We start from the raw sequence: 13,596 nt of genomic DNA, 5'->3' as shown, positions 1-13,596 counted from the left end.
TCATGGACGGATACGGCAGCCTGTTCGAACGCCTCAACGGCGACGCACAACTACGCAAGGGCAACAGCCTTGAGGCTTGTGCCATGGCGTCAGTGGCTGCCCATCTGGCCAAAATGCTCAGCACCCGGGCCGGCAGCGTGCAAACGCTGGCGGACTACGGGTTGCCCGATCTCAATGACATGCGCCTGAGCCTGCACGACTCGCTGAGTCAGGCCCGCCTGGCCATCGAAAACTTCATCGAAGCCTACGAGCCACGCCTGAGCAACGTGCGTGTCATTTCCCTGCCGCGTGACCACGATCAACTTCGCCTGGCCTTCAGTATCGAAGGCCTGCTGGAAGTCGAGGGTTTCAAGCGTCAGGTCAGTTTCTCCGCGCGCCTGGATGGCAGCGGTCAAGTCAAGGTCACCTAAGGAGATCCCCGATGTCTGGCAAACCCGCAGCACGCGTATCCGACCCCACCGCTTGCCCGCTCCCCGGCCACGGCACCAACCCGATCGCCGCCGGTTCCGGCGACGTGTTCTTCGACGGCCTCGCGGCCGCCCGCCAAGGCGATGTCTCGGCGTGTGGTGGTGCGATGGTCGGCGATCTTGCGACAACCGTGTTGATCAACGGCAAACCGGCTGCGACCGTAGGTTCGGTTGGATCTCACGGCAATAAGGTCACGGCCGGATCCGGGACGGTGATTATTGGCAATTCGCATACGCCGGCGCCGTTTGTGCCGCCGGAGCCGGTCATCATTCCTGGAATATTCAATCGTGTCTTTGAATTCAAAACCGCAGATGGAAGAACGGTTGAAAATTTAAACTACATCATGCGCTCTGATAGCGGGATTGAGAAAACAGGCTCAACGTCAACAGGCATGTCAGGTGGTTTTTCAACTGGAAAGACGGCAGAGCCTGTAACTATATATATTTCGGCGGACTAGTAGGTATGGAGACCGTAATCAACATCGATGGTGTCGCTTACACGTTTGTGACTCAGGACGAGGTGACTACACTTAAAGTTCTTACCGAAACAACTGAGAGCAAGGATACAAAGCCGAAGAAAGTTGACCTTCCGTTGGCCTGGATTATTACGCGAAAAAGTGGTGTGCCGCTCTTCGCCTTGAAACCGGGTAAGGATGACTCTCCATTCAGAATTATCACTGCGGAGAAACTATACGCAGAAAAGGGTCAGTGGTTCGAACCGTTGGCCAGATATTATAGAGAGCTTGTCTGGATCAACCCGGAAACAACGCAGGCCGGATCAGAATCGCATGCGGCTTATAAACATGTTACTTGGCAGGAGCTGATCGACTTCGCAATCGTCGACCGGTTTTCATTCACTTTTCACTCTGGAATGCCGGGTGACTGGAAATTCCGTGCCGTGGGCGGTGCTGAGTTCTTGATGGTGTTCATGGAGGATAAACCGTATTGGACTGATGGCATTGGCCAGGTGCCGTTTGCGGTTAACACCTATAGAAAATATCTGCGAGAAACAAAGCAGGTAGAACTCGCAATAAAGCTGGCTGGTGAAACGGGTGTGACCTGGGGCGACGGCAAAGCCTATACCGGAGCAGAGCGAGGACCGAAAGACGTTTACGATAACTTCATCATATTGCGAGGGATATTGTGGGCAAAAGAAAACTGCAAGTTGGTTGTGAAAAAAGACACGGTATACGATAAAGGTATCCCGCACACAATTGAACTTACTGACGCACCTTATGTGCCTGTATCGAATGCGAAGTTAATAAATCCAATTTCGCAAGGCGATATGGATCAGTACGGGGCATGGAATAAATGAAAGCTCGTCGCTTAGTTGCCTGTATTCCACACCTGATAGTATGTGCCCTGTATATTCCTTTGCATAACTACGGTGTCGACGTATATATCGATATGTATGGCGGGTTGACATCGAGAGGTATCGGCATCGGTATGACGCCGGATCTAATGGTTCAGTATTTTGTGGTGATGAACGCTATAGCGTTTTTTGTCCCCAAGCTGAAATTAAAGGTCCTGTCTGTCTCATTAATGCTGGGACTTATTTTGTACTATTTTTTGCCTCACTACCCCGTCCGTGCGATGGCTTACACCTCGATGGGTGGTGTCCTGACTTTTGCGGCGATATTTGCTGGCCAATTGATTGATCGCGTTTTTTTTTCAAATCGAGAAGTTAAAGCATGACTGTTGGGCGTTATGGCCGACATTGCCCGCGGGGAGTTTCTTACCCGCATGAACTGTTCTGCTGTTTTTTTAAATGAGTTCCACTACCAGGCAGGTACCCCGTGTCCTTTAACCACTACTACCAAAGCGAACTCACCGCACTGCGCCAGCTCGGTCGCCGTTTCGCCGAGCGTAGTCCGGCGCTGGCGCCGTATCTGGGGCAGGCCGGGCGGGATCCGGATGTAGAGCGGTTGCTCGAAGGCTTTGCATTCCTCACCGGGCGCCTGCGCCAGAAGCTCGATGACGAACTGCCGGAGCTCAGCCATTCGCTGATGCAGTTGCTGTGGCCGAACTACATGCGCCCGCTGCCGGCGTTCAGCATTTTGCAGTTCGATCCGCTCAAGCGTTCCGGGCCGGCGCTGCTGGTCGAGCGCGATACGCCGATCGAGAGCAAGCCGATAGAAGACGTGCGCTGCCGCTTCCGCACCTGCTACCCGACCGAAGTGCTGCCGCTGGATCTGGCCGCGCTGAATTACTCGGTCAAGGGCGACGGCTCGCTGCTGAGCCTGCGCCTGGAAATGAGCGCTGACGGGCACCTCGGCGAACTGGAGCTGAGCAAGTTGCGCCTGCACTTTGCCGGTGAGCGCTACATCAGCCAGATGCTCTACCTGAGCCTGCTGCGCAACCTCGACGGCATCGAACTGATCCCGCTCGACGGCGCCGGCAAGCCGATTGATGGCGTCAGCGGCAAGCCGATGGCGTTCAAGATTCCCGGCGACCGGGTGAAACCGGTGGGCTTTGCCGAAGAAGAAGCGTTGATCCCGTATCCGCTGAACACCTTCCGTGGCTATCGCTACTTGCAGGAATATTTCGCCTTCCAGGACAAGTTCCTGTTCGTCGACGTCAACGGTCTGGACATTCTCAAGGCGCTGCCGGAAGACACCCTCAAGCAGATGCGCGGCCTCGAATTGCGTTTCGACATTCGCAAGAGCGGCATCATGCGCATGCGCCCGACGCTTGATAACGTGAAGCTGTTCTGCACGCCGATCGTCAATCTGTTCGAGCACGACGCGCTGCCGATCCGTCTCGATGGCAAGCAGGATGAGTACCTGTTGCTGCCGGCGGAATACGACCTGGAAAACTGCGGCGTGTTCTCGGTGGAGACCGTCACTGGCTGGAAGCCCGGCGGTCTCGGTTATCAGGAGTACGTGCCGTTCGAATCCTTCGAGCACGACCCGAGTTTCGACGTGCCCAACAGCCGTCCGCACTACAGCATTCGCCAGCGTTCGTCCTTGTTGCATGACGGCCTCGACACTTACCTGAGCTTCGGCATCCGCCACACCGAAGCCCACGAAACCCTGTCGATCGAGCTGATGTGCACCAACCAGAACCTGCCGAAAAAGCTCAAGCTCGGCGACATCTGCATGGCCAGCGAGCAGACCCCGGAATTCCTCAGTTTCCGCAACATCACCCCGGCCACTCCGAGTTTCGCGCCGCCGCTGAACCGTGACTTCCTGTGGAAGCTGATCAGCAACATGTCGCTTAACTATCTGTCGCTGGCCGACGTCAATGCGTTGAAGGTGATTCTGGAAACCTACGACCTGCCGCGCTACTACGACCAGCACGCGGAGAAGGTCAGCAAGCGCCTGCTGGGCGGCCTCAAGCACATCAAGCATCACCACGTCGACCGACTGCATCGCGGCCTGCCGGTGCGCGGTTTGCGCACCGAACTGACCATCGACCCGGAAGGCTATATCGGCGAAGGCGACCTGTTCGTCTTCGCTTCGGTTCTCAACGAGTTTTTCGCGCTTTACGCCAGTCTCAATTCATTCCATGAGCTGCGGGTAAAAAGCACACAGGGAGAGGTGTACCAATGGACACCACGTATGGGCCTGCAGCCCCTGCTTTAAGCGGGCTGACCAAGGTAATACGCGAGTACTCGCTGTTTCAGGCCGTGCTGCTGGTGATCGACCGGCTGCGCGAGGCACACCCGCATCTGAGCGAAGACGATCTGTACGACCAGGTCGAGTTCCAGGCCAACCCGAGCCTGGGCTTTCCGCGCAGCGACGTCGATCGCGTCGAGTTTTTCGAAGAACACGGCAAGATGCGCGCGCGCATGCGCTTCAACCTGATCGGCCTGGTCGGCTCCGGTTCGCCGCTGCCGGCGTTCTATGGCGAACAAGCCCTGGGCGACAGCGAGGACGGCAACCCGACGCGCAATTTCCTCGACCTGTTCCACCATCGCCTGCAACGACTGATGCTGCCGATCTGGCGCAAGTACCGCTACCGCGCGAGCTTCCAGAGCGGCGCGATCGACCCGTTCTCGGCGCAACTTTTTGCGCTGATCGGCCTGGGTGGCGACGAGATCCGCAAGGCCAAGGAACTCAACTGGAAACGCCTGCTGCCGTACCTCGGTCTGCTCAGCTTGCGGGCGCACTCGGCGGCGCTGATCGAAGCCGTGCTGCGTTACTACTTCAAGCACGAAGACCTGGTCATCGAGCAGTGCATCGAGCGCCGCGTGGAAATTCTCGACGAGCAGCGCAATCGTTTGGGCCGCGCCAACAGCGTACTCGGCGAAGACCTGGTGCTGGGCGAACACGTGCGCGACCGCAGCGGCAAATTCCGCATTCATATCACCGAACTCGACTGGCAGCGATTCCATGAATTCCTGCCGATCGGTTTCGGCTACCAGCCGCTCTGCGCGCTGGTGCGGTTCACCTTGCGTGACCCGCTCGATTACGACATCCGCCTGGTCCTGCGCCAGGAAGAAATCCGCGAACTGCGCATCGGTGAGCAGAACGCCTGTCGCCTCGGTTGGACCAGTTGGCTGGGCCGCGAAAAAGCGGACGGCGTGGTGACCCTGGGCAGCAAAATTCATTAAGGACGTGAGCCATGATCAACGTAGACCTGCAACAACTCATCCAGGCGCTGGACGCCGAAACCCGTCGTGATCTGGAACGTTCGGCCGAGCGTTGCGTCGCCCGTGGCGGCAGCAAGATCCTCGTCGAAGACTTGCTGCTGGGCTTGCTTGAGCGCCCGAACGGCTTGCTGTCGCGCGCGCTGCAAGATGCTGACGTCGACGCCGGTGAGCTGACCGCTGCATTGCAGTCGCGGGTCGAGCACAGCGCTTCGCGCAACCCGGTATTCGCTCCGGAACTGGTGCAATGGCTGCAAGACGCGCTGCTGGTGGCCAACCTCGAGCTGGGCCAGACCCAGGTCGAAGACGCCGCGCTGATCCTGGCGTTGCTGCGCAACCCGATGCGTTATGCCGGCAGCCGCTATCAACCGCTGCTCGCCAAACTGAACATCGATCGCCTGAAAGAATTTGCCCTGTCGCAACACGAGCAACCGGCGGCCAACGGCAAACCGGCGGCGCAGGGCGAATCGCTGTTGCAGCGCTTCACCCACAACCTGACCCAACAGGCCCGCGACGGCAAACTCGACCCGGTGCTGTGCCGTGACGGCGCGATCCGGCAGATGGTCGACATCCTCGCCCGGCGCCGCAAGAACAATCCGATCGTCGTCGGTGAGGCCGGTGTCGGCAAGACCGCGATCGTCGAAGGTCTGGCTTCGCGCATCGCTGCCGGTGAAGTGCCGCAGGTACTCAAAGGCGTTGAATTGCTCTCGCTGGACATGGGCCTGTTGCAGGCCGGCGCCAGCGTCAAAGGTGAATTCGAGCGTCGTTTGAAAGGCGTGATTGATGAGGTCAAAGCCTCGCCAAAACCGATCATTCTGTTTATCGACGAAGCTCACACCCTGATCGGCGCGGGCGGCAATGCCGGCGGTTCCGACGCGGCCAACCTGCTGAAACCCGCGCTGGCCCGTGGCGAACTGCGCACCATCGCCGCGACCACCTGGGCCGAGTACAAGAAATACTTCGAGAAAGACCCGGCGCTGGCCCGTCGCTTCCAGCCCGTGCAACTGCACGAACCGACCGTCAGCGAAGCGGTGACCATTCTGCGTGGTCTGGCTCAGGTCTACGAGAAGAGCCACGGCATCTACCTGCGCGATGACGCGGTGGTGTCTGCTGCTGAATTGTCCGCGCGTTACCTGGCCGGTCGGCAACTGCCGGACAAGGCTGTAGACGTACTCGACACCGCGTGCGCCCGCGTGCGCATCAGCCTCGCTGCGGCCCCGGAAAGCCTCGAGCGCCTGCGTGGCGAACTGGCTGAAGGCGGCCGTCAGCGTCAGGCCCTGCGCCGCGATGCCGAGGCCGGTCTGCTGATCGACCACGAAGCGCTGGAAGCACTGGAAGCGCGGCTGGACGAGGCGGAAAGCGAGATGGTTGCGCTCGAGACCCTGTGGACTGAGCAGAAAGAGCTGGCCGAGCGTCTGCTGGAACTGCGTCAGCAACTGGCCAAGGCTCGCGAAGCCGCAGCCGTCGAGCCGACCGTCAGCGTGGAAGAAGACGCCGAAGGCACCGTGATTGAAACTGTGGTCGCCGAAGTCGAAGAAGGCCAAAGCGTCGAGGCGCTGGAAGCCCAATTGCATGAAACCCACGCCGCGTTGACCGCTGCGCAAGTCAAAGAACGCCTGGTCAGCTTCGAAGTGTGCCCGCGTCTGGTCGCCGAAGTGATCAGCGCCTGGACCGGTGTGCCGCTGGCGCAACTGGCCCGCGAGCACAACGCCAAGGTTGCCAGTTTCGCCACCGACCTGCGCACGCGCATCCGTGGTCAGGAACAAGCCGTGCACGCGCTGGATCGCTCGATGCGCGCCACCGCTGCCGGCCTGAACAAGCCTGATGCACCGGTCGGTGTGTTCCTGCTGGTCGGCCCGAGCGGCGTCGGCAAGACCGAAACCGCGCTGGCACTGGCGGACCTGCTGTACGGCGGCGACCGCTTCATCACCACCATCAACATGTCCGAGTTTCAGGAGAAGCACACCGTCTCGCGCCTGATCGGTGCGCCACCGGGCTACGTCGGTTACGGCGAGGGCGGCATGCTCACCGAAGCCGTGCGCCAGAAGCCGTATTCGGTGGTGTTGCTCGATGAAGTCGAGAAGGCTGATCCGGACGTGCTCAACCTGTTCTACCAAATCTTCGACAAAGGCGTGGCCAACGATGGCGAAGGTCGCGAGATCGACTTCCGCAACACGTTGATCCTGATGACCTCCAACCTCGGTAGCGACAAGATCAGCGAACTCTGCGAAGACGGCGCGCGGCCGACCGCCGAAGTGCTCGAAGAAACCATTCGCCCGGTACTCAGCAAACACTTCAAACCGGCGCTGCTGGCGCGGATGAAAGTGGTGCCGTACTACCCGGTGGGCGGCCCGGTGCTGCGCGAGCTGATCGAGATCAAACTCGGCCGTCTCGGCGAGCGCCTGAACCGCCGTCAGCTGGACTTCAGCTGGTGCCAGAACCTCGTCGATCACCTGTCCGAGCGTTGCACGCAAAGCGAAAGCGGTGCGCGCCTGATCGATCATCTGCTCGATCAACACGTGCTGCCGCTGGTGGCCGATCGTCTGCTTGATGCGATGGCGACCGGCGAGAGCCTCAAGCGTGTGCATGCCACGCTCGACGGCAACTCCAGCGTGACCTGCGAGTTCGTCTGAGGTGGGCGTGATGTTCACTCAGGTGCCGCAGCCACTGGTCTACGCCGAAGCGTTGCTGGCGCAGTTCGCCAGTCTGTCGCGGGCGGCGGACAGTGCTGCGCTGCTGAGTGAATTCGTCCGTGGCCTGGCCGAGCTGAGTGGCTGCGAACTGACGCAGCTGTATCTGCTCGACGCCACCCACACCTGCCTGGGGATGAACGCCGAGTGCCTCGACGGCGCGCTGCAACCGCGTCAGGCGGCGAGTCTGCCGGCGGATTACAACGGTGAACAACTGCTGCAATTCGCCCTGTGCCAGAACCGCGTGGTGTGCCTCGACGACCTGACTGGCAGCCTGCACGAAACCAGTTTTCTGCCGGCGGCGAGCACGCCGTGGCAGTCGCTGTTGTGCGTGCCGCTGGTCAATCAGCACAAGTCGGTTGAGGGCTTGTTGCTGTGTGCCAGTCGTCGTCGCACTGACTTGCAGGGTTTTGCCGATTCCCTCGGCCAGCTCGGCTCGTTCGTGCTCGGCCAGCTGCATCTGCTGCAACGCCTGCGTCAGCCGCCGGCCGAATCGGCCACCGCCACACGCAGCGTGCCGAGCATCAGCGGCTACGGCCTGATCGGCAAAAGCGCGGCGATGCGCCAGACCTATTCGCTGATCAGCAAGATTCTTCACAGCCCGTACACCGTGCTGTTGCGTGGCGAGACCGGCACCGGCAAGGAGGTGGTGGCACGGGCGATTCACGATTGCGGCCCGCGTCGCTCCCAGGCGTTCATCGTGCAGAACTGCGCGGCGTTCCCGGAAAACCTGCTGGAAAGCGAACTGTTCGGCTATCGCAAGGGCGCCTTCACCGGTGCCGATCGCGATCGTGCCGGGCTGTTCGACGCGGCCAATGGCGGCACGCTGTTGCTCGACGAAATCGGTGACATGCCGTTGTCGCTGCAAGCGAAGATTCTGCGTGTGTTGCAGGAAGGCGAGATTCGTCCGCTGGGTTCCAACGACACGCACAAGATCGACGTGCGCATCATCGCCGCGACGCACCGTGATCTGGCGGCACTGGTCAGCGAAGGCAAGTTCCGCGAGGACTTGTACTACCGCCTCGCGCAGTTCCCGATCGAACTGCCGGCCCTGCGTCAGCGCGAAGGCGACATCCTCGATCTGGCCCGGCATTTCGCCGAGAAGACCTGCACGTTTTTGCAGCGTGATCCGGTGCGCTGGTCGGACTCGGCGCTGGAGCATCTGTGCGGCTACACCTTCCCCGGCAACGTTCGCGAACTCAAGGCACTGGTCGAGCGCGCGGTGTTGCTCTGCGAGGGCGGCGAGTTGCTCGCCGAGCATTTTTCCCTGCGCCTGGAAGCGATGCCCGAGGACAACAGCGGCCTGAATCTGCGCGAACGCCTGGAGCAGGTCGAGCGCACATTGCTGCTCGATTGCCTGCGCAAGAACGACGGCAACCAGACCCTCGCCGCCCGCGAACTGGGCCTGCCACGGCGCACGCTGCTGTACCGCCTCGGGCGCCTGAATATCAATTTGGGTGACTTTGATGGTTGAGCTACAGCACTTCTTCGAACCCAACACATACCCTGTGGCGAGGGGATTTATCCCCGTCCGGCTGCGCAGCAGTCGCAGTCCGGCATATACGGTATCACTGAGAAATCGCGCTGGCAGGTTATGGGGGCGCTGCGCACCCCAAGGGGGACAAGTCCCCTCGCCACGGGAGGTCGCGGTACCTCCAGGCTATGGCGCAAGGCCCCGATCTAGAGGCTTCGAGCCCACCTCAAAAACTTATTTCAGCGCCGCCCGCAAGGGTCGGCGCTTTGTGCTTTGTCTACACCTGGAGACCCTCTGATGTCTGTTCGTCACTGGCACGCTGTCCTGCTGACCCTCGTCGTTCTATGCGGCCTTGGCGGCTGTAGCGGCAATTACAAATTCAACGACAACGACTATCGCCCGTTGGGTGATCCGCAAGCGGTCAATCGCGGCAAGTGACCGCAAGGAGCATCAAACATGGAATTGGTTTTCGAAATGCTGAACACCAAGCAGTTCGTGCCCACCGAGCTGTGCCAGCGGACCTTCAAGCAGGCCGGTGGCGTGATCGGGCGCGGCGAGGACTGCGACTGGATCATCCCTGACCGCAAGCGTCACCTGTCCAATCACCACGCGATTGTCAGCTACCGCGAGGGCTCGTTCTTCCTTACCGACACCAGCAGCAACGGTGTCCAGGACGGCAGCAGCGGCGCGCGCCTGCACAAGGGCGAGCCGGTGCGCATCGAGCACGGCAGCACGTACATTCTCGGCGACTTCGAGATCCGTGCGCGGCTGGTTCGTGACCCGGCGACCTTTGACGGCGAAGTCGGCCGCCCGCGCGCCGCTGGCAGCATCATTCCGGACGACGCGTTCCTCGACCTCGACCCGCTCAACGCCCTCGAACAGCAAGAGCGCGTGTACTCGGAAATCGACGAACTGCTGTCGCCTACCGCCAAGCCGGAAGACTCCCGTCAACGTGCCGACTACGCGCGCATCGACATGGAAAGCCTGATGGTCCCGGAGCTGATTGCCGCCCCGGTCGAACCTGAGCCGGCGCCTGCACCGAAAGCCGTCGAGCGTCAGAGCGAAGGTTTCTGGGAGCACTTCGGCGCGGCGCTGGGCGTCGACGTCAAAGGCCTCAGCCACGACGAACGCGAAGCGCTGGCACTGAACGCTGCGCGCCTGCTGCGCCAGAGCATCGGCGGTTTGCAGCAAAGCCTGCGTACCCGCTCCGAGCTGAAAAACGAACTGCGTCTGGCGCAGACCACCGTGCAAGGCACCAACAAGAACCCGCTGAAATTCGCCGTCGATCCGAGCGAAGCACTGCAGATTCTGTTGCAGCCAAGCAAGCCTGGACACCTGCCGGCCGAGCAGGCGATCTCCCGTGCATTCCGTGATTTGCAGGCGCACCAAGTGGCTTTGCTGACCGCCAGTCGCGCCGCTGTGCGTGGCACGCTGGAGCACTTCTCGCCAGAGCAACTGACCCTGCGTTTCGAGCGCGACAGCAAGCCATTGATCGCCACTTCGGGCGGGCGCTGGAGAGCGTTCGGCCGCTACCACCAGGCACTGCGTCAGGACGATGACTGGAGCGAGCGTCTGCTGGCCCGCGACTTCGCCCAGGCTTACGAAGAACAGATCCGTCTGATCTCCACCCTCCACACCGACCACCAAGGATGATGCGCATGTCTCGCCGCTCGACCGCTTTTTTCAAGACGCTGACTGCGCTCACCGTGCTGGTGTTGCTCGCCGGTTGCTCGTCGCTGTCGCCGTACTCGAAAGTGACCAAGATCAATCTGAAACTGACCGGCAGCGATCAGCTCAACCCGGACCTCAACGGGCGGCCGTCGCCGATCGTCGTGCGCCTGTTCGAACTCAAGCACCCGGTGACCTTCGAGAACGCTGATTTCTTCAGCCTCTACGAGCGCGCCAAGGAATCCCTCAACCCGGATCTGGTGGCCAGCGAAGAACTCGAACTGCGCCCGGGTGAAACCGTGGAACTGAAACTCAGCGTGGAGGAGGGCAGCCGTTACGTGGGCGTCCTCGCCGCTTATCGCGACCTTGCCGATACCCAATGGCGCCACACCGTGCAGATCACTCCGCTGGAACTCACCGAGGCTGATCTGACCCTCGATCAGGCCGGTATCCGCAATACCCAACAAGTGCTCGCCAAGGCGGATGACTGATCATGAACACCCATAAAGTCATTTGGCAGGAAGGCATGCTGCTGCGACCGCAGCACTTCCAGCACAACGATCGCTACTACGATCACCAGATGAAAACCCGCACGCAATTGCTCGGTGGCTACACCTGGGGTTTTCTCAATCTGGAAATCGACTTGCAGTTCCTCAACATGGGCAAACTGGTGATCAGTGAAGCCTCGGGGATTCTGCCGGACGGCAGCCTGTTCGAACTCGGTGGCAACACCGAGCCGCTGGCGCTGGACGTGCCGCCGAACACCGGTAACACGCCGATCTATCTGGCGCTGCCGCTGGTCACCGGCAACCACATCGAGGCCCGGCGCCCGGAGCAATCCGACGTGCTCGCGCGCTACACCGCGTATGACGCCGAAGTCGCCGACTCCAACGCCGGCGATGATTCTGCCAGCCAGGTCAGCTGCGGTCGCCCGGATTTCAAACTGTTGCTCGGCGAGCAGCAGAGCGATCAGGCCTACGTGAAGCTGAAAATCTGCGACGTGCTCGACACCACGCCCGACGGCGTCATCAGCCTCGACCCGGATTTCGTCCCGACCTACATTCAGGCCCACGCCTCCAGCTACCTGCTGTCGTGCCTGAAAGAAGTCATCAGCATGCTCAGCCACCGTGGCGACACGATTGCCGAGCGGATTCGCTCCAATGGCAAGGTCGGCGGCGCTGAAGTCGGCGACTTCATGATGCTGCAACTGATCAACCGTACCGAACTGCTGCTGCGCCATTACCTCGGTCTTGAGCAGGTTCACCCGGAAGAGTTGTATCGCACGCTGCTGACCATGCTCGGCGATCTGGCGACCTTCTCCGGCGAGAGTAAACGCCCGCGTCTGGACAGCCGCTATTCCCACGCCGATCAGGGCGCAAGCTTCCGCAAACTGATGGAAGCGATCCGTCAGGTGCTGTCGATGGTGCTCGAACAGCACGCCATCGAACTGATCCTGCAGGCGCGTCAGTACGGCATCATCGTCTCGCCGTTGCACGATCACAAACTGCTCGGCTCGGCCTCGTTCGTGCTGGCAGCCAGTGCCAACTGCGACTCCGAAGAACTGCGTCAGCGTTTGCCGCAGCACCTCAAGGTCGGCCCGGTGGAGCGCATCCGCCAACTGGTCAACCTGCACTTGCCGGGGATCAAGGTCAAACCGTTGCCGGTGGCCCCACGGCAGATCGCGTTCCACTCGAACAAAACCTATTTCATCCTCGAACTCAGTTCCGAAGACCTGGCACAACTCGAGCGCTCCGGCGGTTTCGCGTTCCACGTGTCCGGCGAATTCGCCGAGCTTGAACTGAAATTCTGGGCCATCAGGAACTGACCGACATGATCAAGGAAACGGATTACAACCAGGACGACAAAACCGTCCTGCTCGACCGTCAGGGCCACGGACCGGCATCGAGTCCGCTGACCGACTTCGCCGCGCCGCCGCGTTTCGAGCAACTGGAAGAACGCATGATCTACGCCGCGCGCCTGCGTCCGGCCGAGGCGTTCAACATCAGCCTCAACTCGCTGGTCGCGGCCTCGTCCGATTTGCTCTCGGAAGTGGTGCGTCTCAAGCACAGCGAGACCCGCGAAGACCTGTACGCGCTCAATGAGCGGCTGACCGCCGGGCTGAAGTTGTTCGAAGTGCGCGCCCTGCACAACGGTGCCGAAAGCAGCCAGGTAATGGCCGCGCGTTACGTGCTCTGCACCGTGGTCGACGAAGCCGTCGTGACCACGCCGTGGGGCAACGAAAGCGAATGGTCGCAGATGAGCCTGCTGAGCAGCTTCCACAACGAAACCTTCGGCGGCGAGAAGTTTTTCCAGCTGCTCGATCGGCTGTCGAAAAACCCGGTCAAGCACCTGCCGATGCTCGAACTGATGTACCTGTGCCTGTCCCTCGGTTTCGAGGGCAAGTACCGCGTCCAGGCGCGCGGCATGCTTGAGCTTGAAGGCATCCGCGACGCCTTGTACCGGCAGATCCGTCAGTTGCGTGGCGACGTGCCGCGCGAATTGTCGCCGCACTGGGAAGGCCTCAACGATCAGCGCCGCAACCTGGTGCGCATCGTGCCGGCGTGGATGGTGGTGCTCTTTACTCTGGTCTGCCTGGTGGTGATGTATTCGGGCTTCGCCTGGGTCCTGAGCGAACAACGCGACACCGTTCTGCATCCTTATCAGCCGCTTGATCCAGCCGCGGTGCAACCGCAGGCGCAGCCGTAA

General features: G+C 60.8%; 13 protein-coding genes. All 13 read left to right on the top strand.

Features of this window, described 5'->3' with window-relative positions:
* The first annotated feature begins 2 nt into the window (after window positions 1–2).
* The 13 genes from tssE to icmH all read left to right on the top strand — a co-directional run bounded on the left by tssE (window position 3) and on the right by icmH (window position 13,596).
* Window positions 3–410, top strand: a complete 408-nt coding sequence (tssE, locus tag KVG87_RS06215; protein WP_007920274.1) for a type VI secretion system baseplate subunit TssE — start codon at window positions 3–5, stop codon at window positions 408–410.
* An 11-nt stretch (window positions 411–421) separates the two neighbouring features.
* A complete protein-coding gene (locus KVG87_RS06210) occupies window positions 422–925 on the top strand; it encodes a PAAR domain-containing protein (RefSeq protein ID WP_076564582.1) in 504 nt (167 codons plus the stop codon).
* Between the two features lie 5 nt (window positions 926–930).
* Window positions 931–1,782 carry a hypothetical protein gene (locus KVG87_RS06205; protein ID WP_016772501.1) on the top strand — a complete coding sequence of 284 codons (852 nt, stop codon included), beginning with the start codon at window positions 931–933 and terminating at the stop codon, window positions 1,780–1,782.
* Complete coding sequence (locus KVG87_RS06200; protein WP_110599800.1) at window positions 1,779–2,162, top strand: hypothetical protein; 384 nt, start codon at window positions 1,779–1,781, stop codon at window positions 2,160–2,162. Before KVG87_RS06205 ends, KVG87_RS06200 begins: the two co-directional genes overlap by 4 nt.
* A 101-nt stretch (window positions 2,163–2,263) precedes the next feature.
* A complete protein-coding gene (gene tssF / locus KVG87_RS06195; protein ID WP_024014825.1) occupies window positions 2,264–4,051 on the top strand; it encodes a type VI secretion system baseplate subunit TssF in 1,788 nt (595 codons plus the stop codon).
* A complete protein-coding gene (gene tssG / locus KVG87_RS06190; RefSeq protein WP_056790879.1) occupies window positions 4,015–5,022 on the top strand; it encodes a type VI secretion system baseplate subunit TssG in 1,008 nt (335 codons plus the stop codon). Before tssF ends, tssG begins: the two co-directional genes overlap by 37 nt.
* Window positions 5,023–5,033: 11 nt before the next feature.
* Entirely contained in the window at window positions 5,034–7,691 is a 2,658-nt protein-coding gene (gene tssH / locus KVG87_RS06185) for a type VI secretion system ATPase TssH (protein WP_217849764.1), read from the top strand.
* A 10-nt stretch (window positions 7,692–7,701) separates the two neighbouring features.
* Window positions 7,702–9,222 carry a sigma-54 interaction domain-containing protein gene (locus tag KVG87_RS06180; RefSeq protein ID WP_217849763.1) on the top strand — a complete coding sequence of 507 codons (1,521 nt, stop codon included), beginning with the start codon at window positions 7,702–7,704 and terminating at the stop codon, window positions 9,220–9,222.
* Window positions 9,223–9,519: 297 nt separating this feature from the next.
* Window positions 9,520–9,660, top strand: a complete 141-nt coding sequence (locus tag KVG87_RS06175) for a hypothetical protein (RefSeq protein WP_003229566.1) — start codon at window positions 9,520–9,522, stop codon at window positions 9,658–9,660.
* A gap of 18 nt (window positions 9,661–9,678) precedes the next feature.
* Complete coding sequence (gene tagH / locus KVG87_RS06170; RefSeq protein WP_016772508.1) at window positions 9,679–10,875, top strand: type VI secretion system-associated FHA domain protein TagH; 1,197 nt, start codon at window positions 9,679–9,681, stop codon at window positions 10,873–10,875.
* Between the two features lie 5 nt (window positions 10,876–10,880).
* Window positions 10,881–11,381, top strand: a complete 501-nt coding sequence (tssJ, locus tag KVG87_RS06165; RefSeq protein WP_129997958.1) for a type VI secretion system lipoprotein TssJ — start codon at window positions 10,881–10,883, stop codon at window positions 11,379–11,381.
* Window positions 11,382–11,383: 2 nt separating this feature from the next.
* The gene (gene tssK, locus KVG87_RS06160) at window positions 11,384–12,715 is read left to right on the top strand and encodes a type VI secretion system baseplate subunit TssK (RefSeq protein ID WP_016772510.1); all 1,332 of its coding nucleotides are present in this window, start codon (window positions 11,384–11,386) and stop codon (window positions 12,713–12,715) included.
* A gap of 5 nt (window positions 12,716–12,720) precedes the next feature.
* The gene (gene icmH / locus KVG87_RS06155) at window positions 12,721–13,596 is read left to right on the top strand and encodes a type IVB secretion system protein IcmH/DotU (RefSeq protein ID WP_016772511.1); all 876 of its coding nucleotides are present in this window, start codon (window positions 12,721–12,723) and stop codon (window positions 13,594–13,596) included.

Source organism: Pseudomonas siliginis (genome assembly GCF_019145195.1).
GTDB classification, from domain to species: Bacteria; Pseudomonadota; Gammaproteobacteria; order Pseudomonadales; family Pseudomonadaceae; genus Aquipseudomonas; species Aquipseudomonas siliginis.
The sequence above is the reverse complement of the archived record's forward strand: the minus strand, read 5'-3'. Positions and strand labels throughout refer to the sequence as shown.